Source organism: Pseudomonas sp. RA_15y_Pfl1_P11 (assembly GCF_963970975.1).
GTDB lineage: Bacteria > Pseudomonadota > Gammaproteobacteria > Pseudomonadales > Pseudomonadaceae > Aquipseudomonas > Aquipseudomonas tritici.
The window spans coordinates 98,528-124,601 of sequence record NZ_CAXAOY010000010.1; the positions used below are offsets into that span (position 1 = coordinate 98,528).

The 26,074-nt window shown below is 63.6% G+C and carries 2 protein-coding genes; both read left to right on the forward strand.

From position 1 onward, the window contains the following. Positions 1 to 149 precede the first annotated feature (149 nt). Complete coding sequence (locus AACY44_RS14850; RefSeq protein WP_339530511.1) at positions 150 to 14,183, forward strand: non-ribosomal peptide synthase/polyketide synthase; 14,034 nt, start codon at positions 150 to 152, stop codon at positions 14,181 to 14,183. Positions 14,184 to 14,186: 3 nt separating this feature from the next. Next, the gene (locus AACY44_RS14855) at positions 14,187 to 26,036 is read left to right on the forward strand and encodes a non-ribosomal peptide synthase/polyketide synthase (protein WP_339530513.1); all 11,850 of its coding nucleotides are present in this window, start codon (positions 14,187 to 14,189) and stop codon (positions 26,034 to 26,036) included. The last annotated feature ends 38 nt before the right edge of the window (positions 26,037 to 26,074 follow it).

Below are 26,074 nucleotides of genomic sequence, written 5' to 3' on the forward strand. Positions count from 1 at the left end.
GGGTTTGTGTGGTCTTCCTGAGATTGATGTAACCCCTGATGACACCTCGCGCCACGCCTTCCATCCCCCGCTAATTTTTCCCTCTCCGGTTCGTTTTATAGGGACGACGTGCCTTTGTGCTTCCTGCCTATTGCTCCGGACTCCAAGAAATGAATGCTGAAGACTCCTTGAAACTTGCTCGCCGGTTTATCGGGTTGCCCCTGGAAAAGCGCCAATTGTTCCTGCAGGCCTTGCAGAAAGAAGGCGTGGATTTTTCCCGGTTTCCGATTCCGGCAGGGGTGGAAGTGGAGGATCGCGAGGCGCTGTCCTACGCGCAGCAGCGCATGTGGTTTCTGTGGCAATTGGATCCTGCCGGTGGCGCCTACAACCTGCCGGGTGCGGTGCGACTCAAGGGCGCGTTGAGCCTTGGCGCGCTAGAGCAGGCGTTTGCCAGCCTGGTCGCGCGCCACGAAACCCTGCGTACGGTGTTCCAGCGTCAGGCAGACGAGCGCCTGGTGCAGGTGCCGGCTGATACGGTGCTGACCGTCGAGCAACGGGACCTGAGCCACCTCGCTGCCGCCGAGCGCGAACAGGCGGTCAACGAGGCCGCGACCCGTCAATCGCTGCTGCCGTTCGACCTGGAAAACGGTCCGCTGTTGCGCGTGCAATTGCTCAAGCTCGGCGCACAGGAGCATGTGCTGCTGTTGACTCTGCACCATATCGTCTCCGACGGCTGGTCGATGAACGTGCTGATCGACGAGTTCATCCGCTGCTACGACGCCCACGAGCGCAACGAAACCCCGTATCTGCCGGCCTTGCCGATCCAGTACAGCGACTACGCCCTGTGGCAGCGCCGCTGGCTGGAAGCGGGTGAGCAGACGCGCCAACTGGATTACTGGCAAGCGCGCCTGGGCGATGAGCATCCAGTGCTGGAGCTGCCCACCGACCGCCCGCGCCCCGCGATGCCGAGCTACCAGGGCACGCGTCACAATTTCGCGATTGAACCCGAACTGGCCACACAACTGCGCACTTGCGCGCAAAAACACAATGTCACCCTGTTCATGCTGTTGCTCGGCGCTTTTAACGTACTGCTGCATCGCTACACCGGGCAGGGCGATATCCGCGTTGGCGTGCCCATTGCCAACCGCAACCGGACTGAAGTCGAAGGGTTGATCGGCTTTTTCGTCAACACCCAAGTCTTGCGCACCGAGTTGACCGGGCAAACTCGTATCAATGAGCTGCTGCAAGGCATCAAAGAGCATGCCTTGGGTGCGCAGGCCCATCAGGATCTGCCGTTCGAGCGTCTGGTAGAAGCGCTCAAGGTCGAGCGCAGCCTGAGCCATACGCCGCTGTTCCAAGTGATGTACAACCACCAGCCGGTGGTCGCTGACATCGCAAGCGTCAGCACTGCCTCCGGCCTGAAGCTGGCGTTGGTGGAATGGCAAGGCCGCACCACCCAGTTCGACCTGACACTCGATACCTATGAAAAGTCCGGCACGCTGCAGGCCGCGTTGACCTACGCCAATGACCTGTTCGACGCGTCGTCTATCCAGCGCATGGCCGCGCACTGGATCAGCCTGTTGCAGTCCATGGTGGGCGACGGTGAGCAGCGAATCGGTGAATTGCCGATGCTGGCCGCGCATGAACAGCAGGTGTTGATCCAAACCTGGAACCAGACCGCCGAGGTATATCCGACTGATCGCGGCATTCATCACCTGATCGAAGACCAGGTACGGGCTACGCCCGATGCGCCGGCGCTGCTGTTTGGCGCTGCCACGCTGACTTACGCTCAACTGGATGCGCGTGCAAACCAACTGGCGCATGCCCTGCGCGCGAAGGGCGTTGGTCCCGACGCCCTGGTGGGGATTTGCGTCGAGCGTTCCATCGAAATGGTGGTCGGTCTGCTGGCGATTCTCAAGACGGGTGGCGCCTACGTCCCGCTGGACCCCGAATACCCCCGGGAGCGCCTGGCCTACATGGTCGAGGACAGCGGCATCCAGTTGTTGCTCAGCCAGCGTAGCCTGTTGCCGTTGCTGCCTGCCGATGGCATTCAGGTGATTGCCCTGGACCAGCCCGCCGGCTGGCTCGATGGCTACCGCACTGAATCGCCAAACGTCAGCCTGCACGCGTTGAACCTGGCCTACGTGATCTACACCTCCGGCTCCACCGGCAAGCCCAAGGGCGCCGGCAACAGCCATCGAGCGCTGGTCAACCGGCTGTGCTGGATGCAGCAGGCCTATGGCTTGGACGCCAGCGATGCGGTGCTGCAGAAAACCCCGTTCAGTTTCGACGTGTCGGTGTGGGAGTTCTTCTGGCCGTTGATGACCGGCGCGCGGCTGGTCGTCGCCGCGCCCGGTGAACACCGTGAGCCAGCGCGCCTGATCGAGACCATCGCGCAGCACCGCATCACCACCTTGCACTTCGTGCCATCGATGCTCCAGGCGTTTATCCATGAGCCGGGGGTGCAAGCCTGCAACAGCCTGCGACGCATCGTGTGCAGCGGTGAAGCCTTGCCGCTGGATGCGCAGTTGCAAGTGTTCGCCAAATTGCCCCAGGCCGGGTTGTTCAATCTCTACGGCCCGACCGAAGCGGCCATCGACGTTACCCACTGGGCCTGCATCGACGAAGGCGCCGACAGCGTGCCTATCGGCCGGCCCATCGCCAACCTCGGCACCTATGTGCTCGACGCCCAGCTCAACCCTGTTCCCACTGGCGTCAGCGGCGAGCTGTACTTGGGCGGCACTGGCCTGGCGCGCAGTTACCATCGACGGCCGGCGCTCACCGCCGAGCGTTTTGTGCCGAGCCCCTTCGGTGAAGGCGCACGCCTTTACCGCACCGGCGACCGCGTGCGCCAGCGGGCCGACGGGGTAATCGAATACCTTGGCCGCCTCGATCACCAGGTCAAGTTGCGCGGCCTGCGGATCGAGCTGGGTGAAATCGAGGCGCGCCTTATGCAGCACCCATCGGTGCGTGAAGCCGTGGTGCTGGTGCAGGGCGCCAAGCAGTTGGTGGCCTATCTGGTGTTGGAAGGCGCAGCGCCGCGCGACCTCAAGGCCTGGTTGCTCAGCAGCCTGCCGGAATACATGGTGCCCACCCACATGGTGCCCCTGGACAAGTTGCCGGTGACTGCCAACGGCAAGCTTGACCGCAAAGCTTTGCCATTGCCGGACGCCACCCCGCAGCAGGCCTATGTCGCGCCGGAAAATGAGCTGCAAAAAGCCTTGGCGGCGATCTGGAGTGATGTGCTCGGCACGCCGCAGATCGGCCTGGAAGACAACTTCTTCGAACTGGGCGGCGACTCGATCATCTCCATCCAGGTGGTCAGCCGTGCGCGCCAGGCGGGTATTCGCCTCAGCCCGCGAGACCTGTTCCAGTACCAGAGCGTGCGCAGCCTGGCGCGGGTGGCCACCTTTGAGCAGGCGCCGGTCATCGACCAGGGGCCGGTCACCGGCGAGGTACTCCTCACACCCGTGCAACACAGCTTTTTCGAGCAGGCGATCCCGGCACGCCAGCACTGGAACCAGTCGTTGCTGCTGACCTCGCGAGAAGTGCTGGACCCCGTGCGCCTTGACGCCGCCTTGACCCGCCTGATCAATCACCACGACGCCCTGCGCCTGCGGTTTGTGCAGCAGGCAGACGGTTGGCGGCAAGCTCATGCCGAGCCGGTTACGAGCGCGTCACTGTGGCAGTCACAGGTCTCTGACGAGGCGCAGTTGGCCGCACTGTGCGATGAAGCTCAACGCAGTCTCGATCTTGGACAGGGCCCGCTGTTGCGCGCCGTCCTGGCAACGATGACCGACGGCACCCAGCGTCTGCTGCTGGTGGTGCATCACCTGGCAGTGGACGGCGTGTCGTGGCGCATCCTGCTCGAAGACCTGCAGCAGGCCTATCGCAACGCCGCGCTGCCGGCCAAGACCAGCGCCTACCAGCAGTGGGCGCAGCAGTTGCAGGCCCATGCGCAGACACTGGACGAGCAACTGCCGTACTGGCAGGCACAGACCGCGAGCGCCGATCTGCTCTGCGACAACCCTCAGGGCGGCCTGCAAAACCGCCTGGGCACCACACTCGAAATCCGCCTCAGCGCCGAACACACCCGCCAACTCCTGCAAGACGCCCCGGCGGCCTATCGCACCCAGGTCAACGACCTGCTGCTGACCGCCCTGGCACGCGTCATCAGCCGCTGGAGCGAGCAGCCTGCCGCGCTGATCCAGTTGGAAGGCCATGGTCGTGAAGACCTGTTCGACACGCTCGACCTGAGCCGCACCGTGGGTTGGTTCACCAGCCTGTTCCCGGTGCGCCTGCAGGCCGAGGGTGAGTTGTCGGCGGCGATCAAGTCGGTGAAGGAGCAACTGCGGGCCGTGCCGCACAAAGGTATCGGCTATGGCCTGCTGCGCTACCTCGGCGCACCCGCGGCGCGTGACGCTTTGTCGAATCAGGCGGCGCCGCGCATCACCTTCAACTACCTGGGTCAGTTCGACCGCCAGTTCAACGAGGCGGCGCTGTTCGTTCCGGCTGACCAGGGCAGCGGTCAGGCCCAGGACCCTGAGGCACCGCTGGCCAACTGGTTGACGGTGGAAGGGCAGGTGTACGGCGGTGAATTGGCCCTGCGGTGGGGGTTTAGTCGTGAGATGTTCGAGGTGGCGACTGTTCAGCGCCTGGCGGATGATTACGCGGCTGAACTCCAGGCCCTGATCGAACACTGCTGCACCACGCCCACGGGGCAGGTCACACCCTCGGACTTCCCGCTGGCGCGCCTGACCCAATTGCAACTCGACGGCTTGCCTATCGCGGAACCAGCCATTGCCGATGTCTACCCGTTGTCGCCCATGCAGCAGGGCATGTTGTTCCACACCTTGTACGAGCCCGAGGCAGAGGCTTATATCAACCAGTTGCGCCTGGATATCGAAGGCCTCGACCTGCTGGCGTTCGGCCGTGCCTGGCAAGCCGCGCTGGACCGTCATGACATCCTGCGCAGCAGCTTCCACTGGCTTGGCCTGGACAGTGCCCATCAAGTGATCCAGCGCCAGGTGGATGTGCAGTTGCACGTGATCGAAGACGTCGCCGCCGACGTTGACGCGCTTGCTGTCGCAGAGCGCGAGAAGGGTTTTGCGCTGAATGCGGCGCCGTTGTTTCGCTTGATGCTGGTGCGCGGTGCCGGCCGTGCCTGGCACCTGATCTTCACCAGCCACCACATCCTCATGGACGGTTGGAGTAACGCCCAGTTGCTCGGCGAAGTGATCGCCCATTACGCCGGGCATAACGTGCCGGCACCGCAAGGGCAGTTCCGCGATTACCTGGGCTGGTTGCAACAGCAAGCGTCGGGCGAGGCATTCTGGAAAGCCAGTCTGGCGCGGTTGCAGGCACCGACTTTGCTGGCGCAAGCCCTGCGTGTGCCGGCCGACGGCAAGGGCATGTCAGACCATCATGTGGTGCTGGACAGCGACTTCACCCGCGCCCTCGGCGAGTTTGCCCGCCATCAGAAAGTCACCTTCAACACGCTGCTGCAAGGGGCCTGGAGCCTGTTGCTGCAACGCTACACCGGCCAGGCGTGCGTGGCGTTCGGTGCTACCGTCGCCGGCCGCTCGGCGCCGTTGCCGGGGCTCGAACAGCAACTGGGCCTGTTCATCAATACGCTGCCCATTGTCAGCGCCGCCGCGCCGACCCAGGCGGTGGCCGACTGGCTGAGCGAGCTGCAAGCCCTCAACCTGAGCCTGCGCGATCACGAACATGTGCCGCTCTATGACATCCAGGGTTGGGCGGGCCAGCAGGGGGCGCTGTTCGACAGCTTGTTGGTGTTCGAGAACTTCCCGGTGGCGGACGTCTTGAAGCAGGGCGCGCCTGCCGGTCTGACGTTCGGTCGTCTGCATAACCATGAGCAGACCCATTATCCGCTGACTTTGGGCATTGAGCTGGGCAGTTGCCTGCGCCTGGAGTTCGGCTATGACCAGGCGCGCTTCAGCGCTCGGCAGGTCGCTCAATTAAGCCGCAACCTGCGTCACCTGCTGGTGCAGATGCTGGTTGATGCTCAGGCGCCCGTCGGCAGCCTGCGTCTGCTCGACCCAGCTGCACGGCGCGACATCCTTGCCCTGAGCCAGTCGCCTAGCGCGGCCCAGCGTCATCTGCGCGTGCACGAACGCATTGCTGCCCAGGCCGACGTCACACCCGACGCGCTGGCAGTGCAGGCGAGCGATACACGCCTGAGCTACGCCCAACTCAATGATCGCGCCAACCGTCTTGCCCATCGCCTGCTGGAACTGGGCGTTGGCCCAGGCCGGCGCGTCGGCCTGGCCGCACGACGTGGTCCACAGTTGATCGTCAGCCTGCTGGCGGTGCTCAAGAGCGGCGCCGCCTACGTGCCGCTGGACCCGAACTATCCTGGCGAACGCCTTGCCTACATGCTGACTGACAGCCGGCTCGACCTGCTGCTCAGCGAGACCGGGCTGCTGGCCGGCCTACCGTTGCCCCAAGGGCTGGTGCGCGAGGAGTTCACCGCGTCCGGCGAAGAACTGGCACGCTACCCGTCCACCAATCCCGCCAACCACGCCGCAGCCGCCGACCTGGCGTATGTGATCTACACCTCGGGCTCCACCGGGCTGCCCAAGGGCGTGGCCATCGACCATGCCGCCCTTGGCCAGTTCTGCGACAGCGCCGAGGGCTACAGCAGCTTGAGCGCGGCAGACCGCGTGCTGCAATTCGCCACGTTCAGCTTCGACGGCTTTGTCGAGCAATGTTACCCGCCGCTGTGCGTGGGCGCGGCGTTGATCATGCGTGGTGATGAGCTGTGGGACGCTGGGCAGTTGGCTCGAGAGATCGTGCAGCAGGGCGTAACCCTCGCGGACCTGCCGGCCGCCTACTGGTATTTGCTCGCCAAGGAGTGCTCCCTCGACCCGCGCCCCCTGGGCAACCTGCGCCAAGTGCACGTGGGCGGCGAGGCGATGTCAGTGGAAGGGCTGCGCGCCTGGTACGCGGCCGGTCTGGGCGACGTGCGCCTGGTCAACACCTACGGGCCCACCGAAGCGACCGTGGTGTCCAGTGTGCATGACTGCCAGTTGGCGGACGCCAGCGATGCGTTTGGTGTGCCGATTGGCCGGGCCATCGAAGGTCGCTCCTTGTATGTGCTGGACAGTGGTTTTGAATTGCTGGCCACCGAGGGTGTGGGCGAGTTGTGCATCGGCGCCCAATACGGTTTGGCCCAATGCTACTTCGACCGCCCGGCGCTGACTGCCGAGCGCTTCCTGCCAGACCCGTTCTCCGCCGTGCCTGGTGCGCGTCTCTACCGCAGCGGCGACCTGGCCCGTTACACCGAGGCGGGTGCGCTTGAGTACGTCGGACGCATCGATCATCAAGTGAAGGTCCGCGGTTTCCGGGTTGAAATGGGCGAGATCGAAGCCAGCCTGCAAGCCTTGCCGCAGTTGCGTGAAGCCGCCGTCATCGCGCAGTCGAGCGCGACAGGCACGCAATTGGTGGCCTACGTGGTACCCGTTAAAGGGCAAGCGTTGGAAGCGTCCGCATTGGCGAACAATTTGCGCCAGTCGTTGCCGGACTACATGGTGCCGGGGCATTGGGTCATCCTCGATGCGTTGCCGTTGAACAACAACGGTAAGCTGGACCGTCGTGCGCTGCCGACACCGGACCTGAATCAGGCACGCCAGGCCTACGTGGTGCCGCAAAATCCCCTGCAAATCCAATTGGCCGCCATCTGGCAGGCCGTGTTGCAGGTGGAGCAGGTAGGGCTCAACGACCACTTCTTCGAGCGTGGCGGCCACTCGTTGCTGGCGACCCAGGTCATTTCCCGGGTGCGCCATGACCTGCAACTGGAAGTACCGCTGCGGGCCTTGTTCGAACAACCGACATTGGAGGCCTTCGCAGGCGTTTGCGCAGAGTTGCAGGCGACAACTGCGCTGCCGCTGGTGGCGGTGACGCGTGATCAGCCGCTGGCACTGTCGTTCGCACAGGAACGTCAATGGTTCCTTTGGCAACTGGACCCGACCAGCGCCGCCTACCACGTGCCGAGCGCGCTGCACCTGCGTGGGCGCTTGGACGTCGCGGCACTGGAGCAGGCGCTCCAGGCCCTGGTGCAGCGCCACGAACCGTTGCGCACTACCTTTGAGGAGGACGGTGAGCACACCTGGCAGGTGATTCACCCAAGCCTGCCGATGCCGATCGAACAACAGCGGGTCGCCGCTTCGGCCATCGAGCACGCGGTGGCGCAGGAAATCCAGCGTCCCTTTGACCTGGTCGCTGGCCCGCTGATGCGCGTCAAATTGCTCCGAGTTGAGCCGGAGCACCATGTGCTGGTGATTACCCAGCACCACATCATTTCCGATGGTTGGTCGATGCAAGTAATGGTCGACGAGTTGGTGGCGCTCTATGCGGGGCACCCCCGGTTGCCTGGGTTGCCGATCCAGTATGCCGACTACGCGCAGTGGCAACGCGACTGGATGGCCGCCGGTGAAAAACAGCGTCAACTCGATTACTGGCGCATGCGCCTGGGGATGGAGCATCCGGTGCTTGAACTGCCGCTGGATCACCCGCGCCCGGCGGTGCAAAGCCACCGTGGCGCACGCAGGCAAGTGCATTTGGACAATGCGCTGGTGGCCGACCTCAAGGCCTTGGCCCTGCGCCAGGGTGTGACGTTGTTCGTGCTGCTGCTGGCGTCTTTCCAAGTGTTGCTGCATCGCTACAGCGGCCAGTCGCAGATCCGCGTGGGCGTACCGATCGCCAACCGCAATCGCTTGGAAACCGAGCGTCTGCTCGGCTTCTTCGTTAACACCCAGGTGTTGCAGGCTGACATGCACGGGCAGATGGCGTTTGATCAATTACTCGTCCAGGCCAGGCAGCGTGCCCTGGAGGCTCATGCCCATCAGGAACTGCCGTTCGAACAGTTGGTGGAAGCCCTGCAACCGCAGCGCAGCCTCGGTCACAATCCGTTGTTTCAGGTGATGTTCAACCATCAGGACAGCTTGCGGGCAGCCCCGGTGCAATTGCCTGGCCTGGCGTTGCAACCGGTGGATTGGTCGGGGCACAGCACCCAGTTCGACCTGAGCCTGGAGACCGAAGAATCCGCCGAAGGCTTGTGGGCATCTCTGACCTACGCCACCGACCTGTTTGACGCAGCAACTGTCGAGCGCCTGGCCGAACATTGGCAAAACCTATTGTGCGCCGTGGTGCGCGATGCGTCCCAGGCCGTTGATGAGCTGATGATGCTCAGTGCGCCGCAGTGGCAGCAGATGCTCGAAACCTGGAACGACACCGCCGTCGACTACCCCCGCGAGCGTTGTGTGCATCAGTTGTTCGAAGCCCGGGCCCTGGCACAACCACACGCCCTGGCGCTGCAATTCAATGGTCAAGCCCTGAGCTACGATGAACTCAACCGTCGCGCCAACCGCCTGGCCCATCGCTTGATCGCGGCGGGTGTGGGTCCGGACGTATTGGTGGCGGTGCATGTCGAGCGCTCTCTGGACATGGTGGTCGGCCTGCTGGCGACGCTCAAGGCAGGTGGCGCCTATGTGCCGCTTGATCCGCAATTCCCGGCGGATCGCCTGGCTTTCATGCTCGAAGACAGCCGCGCACAGGTCCTGCTGACCCAGCCACACTTGATCGGTCACCTGGCGCACCGGCACGGTGTGCAGGTATTGATGGTCGACGCCGCCGACGCTGCCGAGCACAACCCGCAGGTCGAGGTCACGCCGGAACACCTGGCCTATGTGATCTACACCTCCGGTTCCACCGGCAAGCCCAAGGGTGTGATGGTACGCCACTGGGCGCTGTGCAGCTTTACCTGCGGCATGGCCGATACTCTGGACTTCGGCATTGACGCACGAATGTTGTCACTGACCACCTTCTCGTTCGATATCTTCGCCTTGGAACTGTACGTGCCCCTGACGGTGGGTGCCACGGTACTGCTGAGCGGCCAGGAACTTGCCCTCGACCCGGAAGCAATCATCGACCTGGTGCACAGCCAGTCCGCCAACGTGCTGCAAGCGACGCCTTCGACCTGGCGCATGCTGATGGAAAGCCCGCGTGCCCGGTTGCTGCACGGTATCAAGAGCCTGTGCGGCGGTGAAGCGCTGCCGGCGGACCTGGCCCAGCGCATGCTCGACCTGCAAGGTCCGCTGTGGAACCTTTATGGTCCCACCGAGACCACCATCTGGTCGGCGGCCCATCGTCTGCACGACGCACAGCCTTTTGTCGGGCGACCTATCGCCAACACCACGTTCTTTATCCTCACTGCCGGGTTGACACCAAGCCCGGTGGGCGCTGCTGGTGAACTGCTGATCGGCGGTGTCGGCCTGGCCCGTGGTTACCACGAGCGCCCCGCGCTGACGGCCGAGCGCTTTGTGCCCAACCCGTATGGTGCGCCAGGGGAGCGCCTCTACCGTACTGGCGACCTGGCCCGCTACCGTGCAGATGGCGCGGTGGAATACATTGGCCGCGTCGACCATCAGGTCAAGGTGCGCGGGTTCCGCATTGAACTCGGCGAAATCGAAGCCTGTTTGCGCGAGCATGCCGGCGTGCGCGAAGCCGTGGTTCTGGCCGATAACGACCGCTTGATCGCTTACCTGGTCAGCTCGGTACCCGACACGGTAGAGGCCTACAAGGCGGCCCTGCGCGAGCGCCTGCCGGACTACATGCTGCCGGCGCACCTGGTGTTCCTCGACAGCCTGCCCCTGACCCCCAACGGCAAGCTCGACCGTAAGGCTTTGCCGGCAGTGGACGCTGCGCGTTTGAGCAAAGGCCATGTGGCGCCAGTCACACTGCGTGAACAGCAGGTCGCGGCGATCTGGGCCGAGGTGCTGGAGCTGCCGCAGGTCGGCCTTGACGATCACTTCTTCGAGCTCGGCGGGCATTCGCTGCTGGCCACCCGTGTTGTCTCGCGGGTTCGCCAGGTGCTGGCGCTGGAAGTGGCGCTCAAGACCCTGTTCGAACATCCGCGGTTGGAGGACTTCGTTCGGGCGCTGGGCGAGGAGGGCGTGGTTGCTCCTGCGTTGCTCAAGGCTGACCGCAGTCAACCGCTGCCGTTGTCCTATGCCCAGGAGCGCCAATGGTTCCTCTGGCAACTGGACCCGCAAAGCACGGCGTATCACATCCCCAGCGCATTACGTTTGAAAGGGCTGCTCGACCTGCCTGCTCTGCAATGCAGTTTTGACACCTTGCTGGCACGCCATGAAAGTCTGCGCACCCATGTGCGCCAGGACGCTGGCGGCGCGGTGCAGGTGATTGAAGACTCGGGCCTGATTGAGATCAGCCTGCTCGACACCGAGGAAGATGGCCTCAAGGCGCGGGTCGCAGAAGTGGTTGCGCAGCCATTCGACCTGCTGCGCGGGCCACTGCTGCGGGCCAAGTTGCTGCGTCTGGCTGTTGATGACCACGTACTGGTGCTGGTGCAGCACCATATCGTCTCCGATGGCTGGTCGATGCAATTGATGGTCGAGGAACTGGTCCATTTGTACGCTACCTTCAACCAGGGGCGGATGCCCGACTTGCCCGCCTTGCCGATCCAATACGTCGATTACGCCCTGTGGCAGCGCAACTGGATGGAGGCCGGTGAGAAGGCTCGTCAACTGGCGTACTGGCAGGCCCAACTGGGTGGCGTACAGCCGGTGCTGGAGCTGCCTTTCGACTACTTGCGTCCGGCGGTACAGAGCCAGCGTGGCGCACGCCTGGGCATCGAGCTGCACCCTGAGCTTCTGAGCGGCCTGCGTCAGTTGGCGCAGAACGCCGAGATCACCTTGCCGATGGTATTGCTGGCATCCTACCAGGCGTTGCTGCACCGCTACAGCGGCCAGGAAGACGTGCGCGTCGGCGTGCCGATAGCCAACCGCAATCGCCTGGAAACCGAAGGGCTGATCGGCTTTTTCGTCAACACCCAGGTGCTCAAGGCCGATATCCATGGGCAGATGAGCGTTGTGCAACTGTTGCAGCAAGTGCGCCAGCGTTCCCTGGAGGCCCAGGCCCATCAGGACTTGCCGTTCGAGCAATTGGTGGAAGCCTTGCAGCCTGAGCGCAGCATGAGCCTGAGCCCGCTGTTCCAGGTGCTGTTCAACCATCGTGTGACGTCAGCCAATAACCACCTGCAGCGCCTCACCGAACTGGATGTCGAGGTGCTGAGCTGGGATGAAGGCGTGGCGCAATTCGACCTGGCGCTGGATGTGGAGGAAAGCCAGGCGACGCTGCGTGCCTCCCTGAGCTACGCCACAGACCTGTTTGCCCCTGCCACGATTGAACGCATGGCCGGCCACTGGCAGAACCTCTTGCAGGCAATGGTTGCCGATCAACAGCAACCCATCAGCCAACTCAACCTGCTGGGCGAGGATGAGCAACAACACATCCTTCGGTTGTGGAACCAGACTGACGCCGGCTTCTCGGCCGAGCGGCTGGTGCACGAATTGGTAGCCGACCGCGCCCGGGAAACCCCGGATGCAGTCGCGGTGACGTTCGACACGCAAACCCTGAGCTACGGTGAATTGGACCGCCAGGCCAACCGCCTGGCCCATGCGCTGATCGCCCGTGGTGTCGGCCCGGAAGTGCGCGTGGCAATTGCCATGCCGCGCAGTGCCGAGATCATGGTGGCGTTCCTCGCGGTGATGAAAGCCGGTGGCGTGTACGTGCCACTGGATATCGAATACCCGCGTGACCGCCTGCTGTACATGATGCAGGACAGCCGTGCCCGGTTGCTGCTGACCCACACCAGCGCCTTGCAGCAACTGCCGATTCCCGAGGGGCTTGACAGCCTGGCGATTGATCGCACCGAGGAGTGGGCGGGGTTCAGCGACACTGACCCTCAAGTGAAGCTGGATGGCGACAACCTGGCCTATGTGATCTACACCTCCGGCTCCACCGGCATGCCCAAGGGCGTGGCGGTGTCCCACGGTCCACTGGTAGCCCATATCATTGCCACCGGCGAGCGTTATGAAACCTCGCCCGCCGATTGCGAACTGCACTTCATGTCGTTCGCCTTCGACGGCTCCCACGAAGGCTGGATGCACCCGCTGATCAACGGCGCCAGTGTGTTGATCCGCGATGACAGCCTGTGGCTGCCGGAATACACCTACCAGCAAATGCACCGTCACAACGTGACCATGGCGGTGTTCCCGCCGGTGTACCTGCAACAGTTGGCCGAGCATGCCGAGCGTGACGGCAACCCACCGAAGGTGCGCGTGTACTGCTTCGGGGGTGATGCCGTTGCCCAAGCCAGCTACGACCTGGCCTGGCGCGCGCTCAAACCCACTTACCTGTTCAACGGCTACGGCCCGACGGAAACCGTGGTCACGCCGTTGCTGTGGAAAGCCCGCCGTGATGACCCATGCGGTGCCGTCTACGCACCGATCGGTACATTGCTGGGTAACCGCAGCGGCTATGTGCTGGACGCACAACTCAACCTGCAACCTATCGGCGTGGCCGGCGAGCTGTACCTGGGCGGCGAGGGCGTAGCGCGGGGTTATCTGGAGCGACCGGCGTTAACGGCTGAGCGCTTCGTGCCGGACCCATTCGGCAAGCCGGGCAGCCGTGTGTACCGCAGCGGTGACCTGACCCGTGGGCGTCCGGATGGCGTGGTGGACTACCTCGGCCGCGTCGACCATCAGGTGAAAATCCGTGGCTTCCGTATTGAACTGGGCGAAATCGAAGCGCGCCTGCGTGAGCAGGACAATGTCGGTGAAACCGTAGTGGTCGCCCAGGACGGCCCGACCGGCAAACACCTGGTGGCTTATGTGGTGCCGGCAGACGGCAACCTGGCCAACGAAACCGAGTTGCGCGACGTCCTGCGCCGCGCCCTGAAAACCCGTCTGCCGGACTACATGGTGCCGACGCATTTCATGTTCCTGGCGCAAATGCCGTTGACCCCCAACGGCAAGCTCGACCGCAAGGGCCTGCCCGAGCCGGATGCGAGCCTGTTGCAACAGGCCTATGTGGCCCCCGAAACCGAGCTGGAACAACAGATCGCCGCGATCTGGGCCGATGTCCTGCGCCTGCCGCAAGTGGGCCTGAACGACAACTTCTTCGAGGTGGGCGGCCATTCCCTGCTGGCGATTCAGATCACCTCGCGGGTCCAGGCCGAACTGGGCCTGGAAGTGCCCCTGGTAGAAGTGTTCCAGACCGAAACCCTGCGTGCCTACGTGCAGGCCGCTGCCACCTTCCGTGCCGGCAGCGCGGAAGACTTTGATGATCTTCGTGACTTTTTGAGCGAACTAGAGGCGATTTGACCCATGCTTTCCAACCCTAACATCGATCTGGTTTCGCGCTTTCTTCGCCTGCCTCTGGAACAGCGCCAGCAGTTTTACCAGCGCCTGCAAAGCCGCGGCATGAGCTTCGCCCAACTGCCGATTGCCTCGATCCGCGAGGACGGCCAACACCTGCCGCTGTCCTACGCCCAGGAACGCCAGTGGTTTCTCTGGCAACTGGACCCGGACAGCGCTACTTATCATATTCCCGGCGCACTACGTCTGCAGGGCCGACTGGACCTGGCGGCCCTGCACCGCGCGTTCGACAGCCTGCTGGTCCGCCATGAAAGCCTGCGCACACGCCTGGTACAGGACGGCGAGCGCGTGCTGCAAAACGTAGCGCCCGAGGCGCGCATCGAGATACAGCAGGACGTTGCCGACGAACACCAATTGATGGCGCGCATCGAAGCCGAGATAGCCCGGCCTTTCGATTTGCAGGCGGGGCCGTTGTTGCGCGTGACCTTGCTGCAACTGGCCGAAGACGAGCATGTGCTGGTGATGGTGCAGCACCACATTATTTCCGATGGCTGGTCGATGCAGGTCATGGTCGAGGAGCTGGTGCAGTTCTACGCCGCGCACAGCCAAGGCCAGGATGTGCAATTGCCGGGCTTGCCGATCCACTACGCCGACTACGCGCTGTGGCAGCGCAGCTGGATGGAAGCCGGGGAGAAGGCCCGTCAATTGGCCTACTGGCAGGACCTGCTGGGCGGTGAGCAACCGGTGCTGGAATTACCCCTCGACCATCCGCGCCCGGCGCAGCAAAGCCATCGCGGCGCCAGCTTGCAGGTGCATCTGCCGGCGGACCTGGTGTCCGGTATCAAGCGCCTGGCCCAGCAAGAAGGCGTGACCCCGTTCATGCTGTTGCTGGCCTCGTTCCAGACCCTGCTGTTTCGCTACAGCGGCCAGTCGGACATCCGCATCGGCGTGCCGAATGCCAACCGCAACCGCGTGGAAACCGAGCGGCTGATCGGCTTTTTCGTCAACACCCAAGTGCTCAAGGCCGACCTTGACGGGCAGATGAGCTTCGCCGAACTGCTGCAACAGGCCAAGCGCCGCGCCCTGGAAGCCCAGGCGCACCAGGACTTGCCGTTTGAACAATTGGTGGTGGCGCTGCAACCTGAACGCAGCCTGAGCCATAACCCGCTGTTCCAAGTGATGTTCAACCACCAGACCGACGCCCAGGGCGGGCGCGATGGCCAGCAATTGCCTGGCCTGCGGGTGGCGGAACTGGATTGGGAGAGCCAGACCACGCATTTCGACCTGAGCCTGGACACCCATGAGTCCGCCGAAGGCCTCTGGGCGGCGCTGACCTACGCCACCGACCTGTTCGAAAGCGCAACCATCGAACGCTTGGCGCAGCATTGGCAGAACCTGCTCCAGGCGGCAGTGAGTGCACCACGCAGCCGTCTTTGCGCGCTGTCGATGCTCGATGCACCCGAACAACAGCGGATGCTCAAGGACTGGAATGCCCCCGCCACCGTCGCCGCACCGCATGCCGTGCACCAGTTGTTCGAGGCGCAGGCCCGCGAACATCCGGCGCGCCAGGCACTGGCCTTGGATGAGCAAACGCTCAGCTACGGTGAACTGAACCGCCAGGCCAATCGCCTGGCGCACTACCTGATCGCCCAGGGCGTAGGCCCGGAAGTTCTGGTGGGGATCGCGGTCGAGCGCTCCTTTGCCATGGTGGTCAGCCTGTTGGCCGTGCTCAAGGCGGGTGGCGCCTACGTGCCGCTTGACCCTGAATACCCGCGTGAACGCCTGGCGCATATGCTCAATGACAGTGGTGTGCGACTGGTGTTGACCCAATCCCACCTGCGCGACCGCTTGCCATTGCTGCCCGATCTGACGGCGCTGGACATCGACCTGGCCGACGCGCAGTTGGCGCAGTGTGCCGAGCACAACCCGCCTGCCGTGTTCGAGCCCCGCAGCCTGGCGTATGTCATCTACACCTCCGGCTCCACCGGCAAGCCAAAAGGCGTTGCCATCAGCCATGCGGCATTGAGCGAATTCGCCGGTATCGCGGCCGAGTATTCGCGCCTGGTCGCGGACGACCGCGTACTGCAGTTCGCGACCCTGAACTTCGATGGTTTTGTCGAGCAGCTGTACCCGGCCCTGACCCTGGGCGCGACGGTCGTGTTGCGCGGGCCGCAGTTGTGGGACGGCGCTGACCTGTACCGGCAGATTATCGACCAAGGCATCACCCTGGCCGACTTGCCCACCGCCTATTGGAAACTGTTCCTGCAGGATTGCCTGGCAGCGGGGCCACGGCCCTATGGCGCATTGCGCCAGGTGCATATCGGCGGCGAAGCGATGCCGCTGGATGGCCCGGTGCTGTGGCGGCGCGCGGGGCTGGGGCATGTACGGCTGCTCAATACGTACGGGCCGACCGAGGCCACGGTGGTGTCCAGCGTGCTCGATTGCAGCGATGACAACGCCGTGATTGGCGCCACTGCCAGCCCGATTGGCCGCGCGTTGCCGGGGCGCGGCCTGTATGTGTTGGACCGTGACCTTAACCTGTTGCCGGTTGGCGCCGTGGGTGAGCTGTACATTGCCAGTGCCAGTGGCTTGGCCCGTGATTACCTGCAACGCCCGAGCCTGACCGCCGAGCGTTTTGTCGCCGACCCGTTCAGCACCCTGGGCGAGCGTCTTTACCGCACCGGTGACCTGGCGCGTTATCGCGCCGACGGGGTGATCGAATACGTCGGTCGCGTCGACCATCAGGTCAAAATCCGCGGTTTCCGAATCGAGTTGGGTGAGATCGAAGCGCTGCTGTTGGCCCAGAAGGCCGTGCGCGAAGCCTTCCTGCTGGCGGCCGACAACCAGTTGGTGGCTTACCTTGTGCCAGCCCAGCCGTTGTCCGCCGCCGAGCATGCGGCGGCGGGCGAAACGCTCAAGGCCACCTTGCGTGAGCAACTGCCCGATTACATGGTGCCTGCGCACCTGATCTTCCTCGACCGCATGCCGTTGAACCCCAACGGCAAGCTTGACCGCCAGGCGCTGCCCAAACCCGATGGCAGTGCGGTGCAACAGGCCTGGCAGGCACCGATTACGCCACTGCAACAGCAGGTTGCGGCGATCTGGGCCGATATTCTTGGCGTCGAGCGTGTGGGCCTGACCCACCACTTCTTCGAGCTCGGCGGGCATTCGCTGCTGGCCATGCAGGTGGTCTCGCGCGTTCGCCAGGCATTGCAGCGCGAAGTGCCGCTCAAATTGCTGTTCGAGCAGCCGCGCCTGGAGGGGTTTGTCGCCGCACTGACCACCCAGGCCCCAGGCGCGCCGACCGCGCCCGCGCTGTTGCCGGTAGGGCGGGACCAGCCGTTACCGCTGTCCTACGCTCAGGAGCGCCAGTGGTTTTTATGGCAACTGGAGCCGCAAAGCGCCGCGTACCACATCCCCAGCGCCTTGCGTTTGAAAGGGCAGCTTGACCTGGGTGCACTGCAACGCAGTTTCGATACCTTGCTGGCCCGGCATGAAAGCCTGCGCACTCATTTGCGCCAGGAGCGCGACTGCGCGGTTCAAATCATTTCACCGCAGCTGTCGTTGCAGATAGCGCACGCCGAGGTGCAGGAAGCACAGCTCAAGGCGCGGGTCGAGGCCGAAATAGCCCAACCCTTCAATCTGGAACAAGGGCCTTTGCTGCGGGTTTCGTTGCTGCGCATCGCCGCTGATGAACATGTATTGGTATTGGTGCAGCATCACATCGTGTCCGATGGCTGGTCGATGCAACTGATGGTTGAAGAACTGGTGCAACTCTATGCTGCCTACAGCCAGGGACAGGTGTTGCAATGGCCGGCGCTGCCGATTCAGTACGCCGACTACGCCGTATGGCAGCGCAACTGGATGGAGGCGGGCGAGAAGGCCCGTCAACTGGCGTATTGGCGCGACATGCTAGGCGGTGAGCAGAGCGTGTTGGCGTTGCCGTTCGACCACCCACGTCCGGCTGTGCAAAGCCATCGTGGCGCGCGCCTGGCATTCGAACTGCCCGGCGCGTTGACCCAAAGCCTCAAGGCCCTGGCCAAGCAGCAGGACGTGACCTTGTTCATGCTGCTATTGGCCTCGTTCCAGACGTTGCTGCATCGCTACAGTGGCCAGGAAGAGATCCGTGTCGGGGTGCCGATCGCCAACCGCAATCGCAGCGAGACCGAGCGTCTGATCGGCTTCTTCGTCAACACCCAGGTGCTCAAGGCCGATCTCCACGGCCAGATGAGCGTCGAGCAACTGTTGCAACAGGCCCGGCAACGGGCACTGGACGCCCAGGCCCACCAGGACCTGCCCTTCGAGCAACTGGTGGAAGCGCTGCAACCCGAGCGCAGCCTGAGCCACAACCCGTTGTTCCAAGTGATGTTCAACCACCAGACCGACGTGGGCCAGGCTCAGGTTCAGCAGCAACTGCCGAATCTTTCGGTAGAAGGGCTGGAATGGGAAAGCAAAACGGCGCATTTCGACTTGGACCTGGATATCCAGGAATCCACCGAAGGTATCTGGGCGACGCTCGGCTATGCCCAGGACCTGTTTGAGGCCAGTACCGTGCAACGCATGGCGCGACACTGGCAGAACCTGTTGCAAGGCATGGTTGCCGACCCACGGCAGAATATCAGCCAATTAAACCTGCTGGACAACGCCGAACGGCAACAGATTCTTCAACTGTGGAACCAGAGCGACGCCGGCTTCTCGGCCAAGCGCCTGGTCCACGAGTTGGTGGCCGACCGTGCCGGGGAAACCCCTGAGGCGGTGGCGGTGAAATTTGGCGAGCAACAGCTGACTTACGGCGAGCTGGACCGCCAGGCCAACCGCCTGGCCCATGCCTTGATCGCCCGTGGTGTCGGTCCCGAAGTGCGCGTGGCGATTGCCATGCCGCGCAGCGCCGAGATCATGGTGGCGTTCCTCGCGGTGATGAAAGCCGGTGGTGTCTACGTGCCACTGGACATCGAATACCCGCGTGATCGCCTGCTGTACATGATGCAGGACAGTCGCGCCCGATTGCTGTTGACCCATTCGGCAGTGCAACAGCGCTTACCGATTCCAGACGGCCTGGAAGCCCTTGCCGTGGACCAGACGCAAGCCTGGTCCACTGACGACGACACCGCACCCGAGGTGGCGCTGGATGGCGACAACCTGGCCTATGTGATCTACACCTCCGGCTCCACCGGCATGCCCAAGGGCGTGGCGGTGTCCCACGGTCCACTGGTAGCCCATATCATTGCCACCGGCGAGCGTTATGAAACCTCGCCCGCCGATTGCGAACTGCACTTCATGTCGTTCGCCTTCGACGGCTCCCACGAAGGCTGGATGCACCCGCTGATCAACGGCGCCAGTGTGTTGATCCGCGATGACAGCCTGTGGCTGCCGGAATACACCTACCAGCAAATGCACCGTCACAACGTGACCATGGCGGTGTTCCCGCCGGTGTACCTGCAACAGTTGGCCGAGCATGCCGAGCGGGACGGCAACCCACCGAAGGTGCGCGTGTACTGCTTCGGGGGTGATGCCGTGGCCCAAGCCAGCTACGACCTGGCCTGGCGCGCGCTCAAGCCGACTTACCTGTTCAACGGCTACGGCCCGACCGAAACCGTGGTCACGCCGTTGCTGTGGAAAGCGCGCCAGGGCGATCCCTGCGGTGCCGTCTACGCACCGATCGGTACATTGCTGGGTAACCGCAGCGGCTATGCGCTGGACGCACAACTCAACCTGCAACCCATCGGCGTAGCCGGTGAGTTGTACCTGGGCGGCGAGGGCGTAGCCCGGGGTTACCTGGAGCGTCCGGCCCTGACCGCCGAGCGCTTCGTACCGGACCCGTTCGGCAAGCCCGGCAGCCGTGTGTATCGCAGCGGCGACCTGACCCGTGGCCGCCCGGATGGCGTGGTGGATTACCTCGGCCGCGTCGACCATCAGGTGAAAATCCGTGGCTTCCGTATTGAACTGGGCGAGATCGAAGCGCGCCTGCGCGAGCAGGACAGTGTCGGCGAAACCGTGGTGGTGGCCCAGGAAGGGCCGAGCGGCAAGCAACTGGTCGCCTATGTGGTGCCGCTGGACCCCTTGCTCGTCAACGACGCAGTGGCGCAGTCGACCTGCCGCGAAGCCTTGCGTCGCGCCCTGAAAACCCGTTTGCCGGACTATATGGTGCCCTCGCACCTGATGTTCCTTGAGCGCATGCCGCTGACGCCGAATGGCAAGCTCGACCGCAAGGGGCTGCCGCGCCCGGATGTCAGCCAGATGCAGCAGGTGTACGTGGCGCCACAGAGTGAGCTGGAGCAGAAGATCGCGGCGATCTGGTCCGACGTGCTGCGTCTGCCACGTGTCGGTTTGCACGATAACTTTTTCGAATTGGGTGGTGACTCGATCATCTCGATCCAGGTGGTCAGCCGTGCCCGCCAGGCCGGTGTGCGCTTCACGCCCAAGGATCTGTTCCAGCACCAGACGGTCCAGAGCCTGGCGGCCGTGGCCCGGGAAGGCGAGGGCGCGGTGGTGATGGATCAGTCGGCATTGACCGGCGAGTTGTTGTTGCTACCCGTCCAGCAGGCGTTTTTTGGCGATGACATCCCCCAGCGTCACCACTGGAACCAGTCGGTGGTGCTAAAGCCACACCAGGCGTTGCAGGCGCCGCTGCTGGTGACGGCGCTGCAGGCCTTGATCGTGCATCACGACGCCCTGCGCATCGGATTCGTCCAGGGCGCGGCAGGCTGGAGCGCGGCGTATCGCGGGCCGCAGCAGCATCAGGCCGAGCAGGTCCTGTGGCAGACCACCTTGAATGCGGTCGAAGAGTTGGAGGCCCTGGGTGAGGAAGCCCAGCGCAGCCTCGACCTGAGCGAAGGGCCGCTGCTGCGTGCAGTGCTCGTCGACCTGGCCGACGGCTCCCAGCGCTTGCTGCTGGTGATTCATCACTTGGTGGTGGACGGTGTGTCCTGGCGCATCCTGCTGGAAGACCTGCAAACGGCTTACCGTCAGCTTGCCCAAGGTGCCACGGTCGTGTTGCCCGCCAAGACCAGCGCGACCCGTGCCTGGGCCGAGCGTCTGCAAACCTATGCACGCAGCGCCGCACTGGCGCAGGAACTGGCCTGGTGGCAGACGCAGTTGCAAGGCAGCCCCACCGGCCTGCCGGGGGCCGATCCAAAGGCCAGCTTGAGCAACCGGCATGCGCTGAGTGTGACCACCCATCTGGATCAGGCCTTCACGCGGCGTCTGTTGCAGGACGCCCCCAGTGCTTACCGCACCCAGATCAATGACCTGTTGCTGACCGCGCTGGCGCGCGTCGTTGTGCGCTGGACCGGTGACGCGTCGATGTTGATCCGCCTGGAAGGCCATGGCCGTGAAGACCTGTTCGACGAGATCGACCTGACCCGTACCGTCGGCTGGTTCACCAGCCTCTACCCGGTGAAGCTGATGCCGACCGATTCGTTGGCCGGCTCCCTCAAGCAGATCAAGGAGCAACTGCGCGCGATTCCCGACAAGGGCCTGGGCTTTGGTGCCCTGCGTTACCTGGGGAATGCCGAGGCTCAACAGGCCCTGAGTGAACTGCCGCGCCCACGCATCACCTTCAACTACCTGGGGCAATTCGACGGCAGTTTTGACGGCGGCGAACAAGAAGGCTTGTTCGTCCCCTCCGGTGATGGCAGTGGTTCCGAGCAGAGTGCCGGGGCACCGCTGGGTAACTGGTTGGAAATCAACGGCCAGGTCTACGCCGGCGAATTGAAGTTGAACTGGAGCTTCAGCCAGCAGATGTTCGATGAAGCGACCGTACAGCGCCTGGCGGATGACTACGCGGCGGAACTCAAGGCGTTGATCGAGCACTGTGGTGTCAACCGGGGTGTCACGCCCTCGGACTTCCCGTTGGCGCGCTTGTCCCAGGCGCAACTGGACAGCTTGCCGGTGACGGTGGCTGATATCGAAGACGTCTACCCGCTGTCGCCGATGCAGCAAGGCATGTTGTTCCAATCGCTTTACGGCGAAGGCTCGGGTGACTACATCAACCAGATGCGCATCGATGTCGAGGGCCTGGATGTACCGCGCTTCCGCCAGGCCTGGCAGGCGGCGGTCGACCGCCATGAGATCCTGCGCAGCGGTTTTCTCTGGCAGACCGAGCTTGAGCAGCCTTTGCAGGTGGTCTACAAGCAGATGCACATGCCGTTCGCCGAGCAGGACTGGCAAGGTCGTCCTGACAGCAGTGTGGCACTCGATAGCCTGGCCGAGTCGGCGCGGGCCCAGGGGTTTGTGCTGGAACAGGCGCCGTTGCTGAGCCTGACGGTGGTCCGTACGGGGGCGTCCCGTTATCACTTGATCTACACCAACCACCACATCTTGATGGACGGCTGGAGTGGTTCGCAGTTGTTTGGCGAGGTGTTGCAACATTATGCCGGTGAACCGCTGCGTGTGCCCATCGGGCGTTACCGCGATTACATTGCCTGGCTGCAGGCACAGGACAAGTCGGTCAGCGAGGCATTCTGGAAAGAGCAACTGCTCAACCTGCAAGAGCCAACCCGCCTGGCCCGTGGCCTACAAGCTGCGCAAAGCGAGGCGCTGGCGGTCAACGGCGAGCATCGTCTGAACCTGGACGCCAGCCAGACCGCTCAGCTCAAGGCCTTCGCCCAGCGCAGTAAAGTCACCCTCAATACGTTGGTGCAAAGCGCCTGGCTGCTGCTTTTGCAGCATCACACCGGGCAGTCCACCGTGGCGTTCGGCGCCACTGTGGCAGGCCGTCCGGCGCAATTGCGCGGTATCGAACAACAGGTCGGTCTGTTCATCAACACCTTGCCCGTGGTGGCCACGCCGGATGCACAGATGACGGTCAGCCAGTGGCTGCAGCAGATCCAGGCGCAGAACGTGCGCTTGCGTGAGCAGGAGCATACGCCGCTGTTCGAGATCCAGCGTTGGGCCGGGCTGGGTGGCGAGGCGCTGTTCGACAGCATTCTGGTGTTTGAGAACTACCCAGTGTCCGAAGCGCTGGAGCAGGGCGCACCTTCGGGGCTCACGTTTGGCGCCGTCCACAGCCTGGAGCAAACTCATTACCCGTTGACCGTCCTGCTGGGCATCGGTGAAACCCTTGGCCTGGAGTTCAATTACGACCGCCAGGCATTCAGCGCGGCGCATATCCAACGGTTGGCCGAGCACTTCCAGCAGGTGTTGCAGGCATTGGCAATGGACGGCGACCAGCGTCTGGCAACGTTGCCTTCGCTGGCCAGTTCCGAGCGCGAAACGGTCCTGTATGCCTGGAACGACACGGCCACGGACTACCCGCTGCACCTCGCGGTGCATCAGTTGATCGAAGCCCAGGTGGTGCGCACGCCGGACGCACCGGCGCTGGTATTTGCCGGGCAGGTGTTGAGTTACTCCGCGCTTAACCGCCGGGCAAACCGCCTGGCGCATCGCCTGATGGCGGCCGGCGTGGGGCCGGATGTCCTCGTGGGGCTGGCGGTTGAGCGTTCGATTGAAATGGTCGTTGGCCTGCTGGCTGTACTCAAGGCAGGTGGCGCTTATGTGCCGCTGGACCCGGAATACCCCCGCGATCGATTGGCCTACATGCTGCAAGACAGCGACGTGAAGCTGTTGTTGACCCAGGTGCATTTGCTGGAGCAACTGCCGATTCCAACGGGCTTGCACAGCCTGGTGCTGGAGCAGGGCGATGAGGGGTTGCAGGCCTACGCCGAGCGGAATCCGCAGGTCGTCGTCGATGGCGAAAACCTCGCCTATGTGATCTACACCTCGGGCTCCACCGGCCAACCCAAAGGTGCGGGTAACCGCCATTCGGCGCTGACCAACCGGCTGTGCTGGATGCAGCAGGCGTATGGCCTGGACGGCAGTGATACGGTCTTGCAGAAGACGCCGTTCAGTTTCGACGTGTCGGTGTGGGAGTTCTTCTGGCCGCTGATGACCGGTGCGCGCCTGGTGGTGGCAGCGCCGGGCGACCATCGTGATCCGGCCAGGCTGGTGAGTCTGATCAACGCCGAGCAAGTCACTACGTTGCACTTTGTGCCGTCCATGCTCCAGGCCTTCTTGCAGGATGCTGGCGTCGGCGCGTGTCAAAGCCTGCAGCGCATTGTGTGCAGCGGTGAAGCGCTGCCGGTGGATGCCCAGCAACAGGTGTTCGCCAAGCTGCCACGTGCCGGTTTGTACAACCTGTATGGGCCGACCGAAGCGGCAATCGACGTGACCCACTGGACCTGCGTCGACGAAGGGGGTGACGCCGTGCCGATTGGTCGGCCGATTGCTAACCTGGGCTGCTACGTGTTGGACGGCAACCTGGAACCGGCACCCGTTGGCGTGTTGGGTGAACTCTATCTCGGCGGCGTCGGCCTGGCGCGTGGTTATCACCGTCGGCCGGGGCTGACCGCCGAACGCTTTGTGACCGATCCGTTCGGCAGTGGCACCCGTTTGTATCGCACCGGGGACCTGGCGCGTTATCGCGACGATGGGGTGATCGAGTACGCCGGGCGCATCGATCACCAGGTCAAGCTGCGTGGCTTGCGCATCGAGTTGGGTGAAATCGAGGCCCGCCTGCTGGAGCATGCGTGTGTGCGTGAAGCGGCGGTGCTCGCCGTGGACGGCACGCACCTGGTGGGCTACCTGGTGCTGCAGGCGCCGAGCGAGGATTGGAAAGCACAGGTGGCGATGCACCTGGCGGCGCAGTTGCCGGACTACATGGTGCCGGCGCAGTGGGTGGTGTTGACACAGATGCCGCTGAGCCCCAATGGCAAGCTGGATCGCAAGGCGTTGCCTAAACCGGAGGCGCAAGGCACGGACGCTTATCAGGCCCCGCAAAGCGCCATCGAGCAGCAAGTCGCGGCGATCTGGCGTGATGTCCTCGGTGTCGAGCGCGTAGGGCTGAACGACAACTTCTTCGAGTTGGGCGGTCACTCCTTGCTGGTGCTGATGCTCAAGGAGCGTATCCGTAAAGTCAGCGGTGTCGGCTTGTCCGTCAGCCAGTTGATGCTTAACCCGACCGTACGCGGCCAGGTCAACTGCCTGCAGGGCGACGCGCGCAGCTCGTTGATCGTCAAGCTCAACAGCCAGACAGAAGGCACACCGTTGTTCATGTTCCACCCAAGCTTCGGTTCGGTGCATTGCTACACCGCGATTGCCCTCGCGCTCCGGGAGCAGCGTCCGGTGTTCGGGGTGATTTGCCGTGCATTGGCCGAAGACGGTGCAGCAGTACCCGAATGGCAAGCCATGGTCGAGGATTATGCCGAGCAACTCCTGTTGGCCCAGCCCCAAGGCGCCTTCCGCCTGGCAGGCTGGTCGCTGGGTGGCAACCTGGCGATGGAAGTCGCCTACGTGCTGGAGCAAGCGGGACGCGACGTCGAGTTTGTCGGCTGGATCGACTCCGCGCCGCCGCAGTGGCTCACGCCTTATTGGCAGGCGGTCGTCACCGAGGATGACCGTGAAGTCTCGGCGAACGAGCGGCGTGCGGCCTTGTTAGGCGTGATGTTCCCGGCGTTTGCCGAGCGGATTCAGGCGGCCTGGCAGCAAGGTCAGCGCGACGCCCAAGACGAAGCGGGGCAATGGCAAGGGTTTATCGCCTGGGCCGAGCAGACCCTGGGCGAGGCCTTTACCGGTATCAAGGACGAGTTGCTGCGTGGCAATGAGGCGCAGATTTCCTGGGAGGTCGACCGCGCGCTCAGTGAGCGTCTGTCGGCGGCGGACTTCAAGCCGATCAAGGCCCCGGTCAGTTGCTGGTGGGCGTCCATGAGCCGCGCCGGGCAGTTCAAGGAACTGATCGAGCAGCACATGGCAAGCACCCTTGTTCAGGGGCGGGTCGAGCGTTCAGTGGTGATCGAGACTGATCACGATGGGATCATCGACAGTGCCGAGTTCATCCGTAGCCTGGTGGCCGCCATGGAATAACACCTCAAGTGATGAACACTGAACCTGTGGCGAGGGGC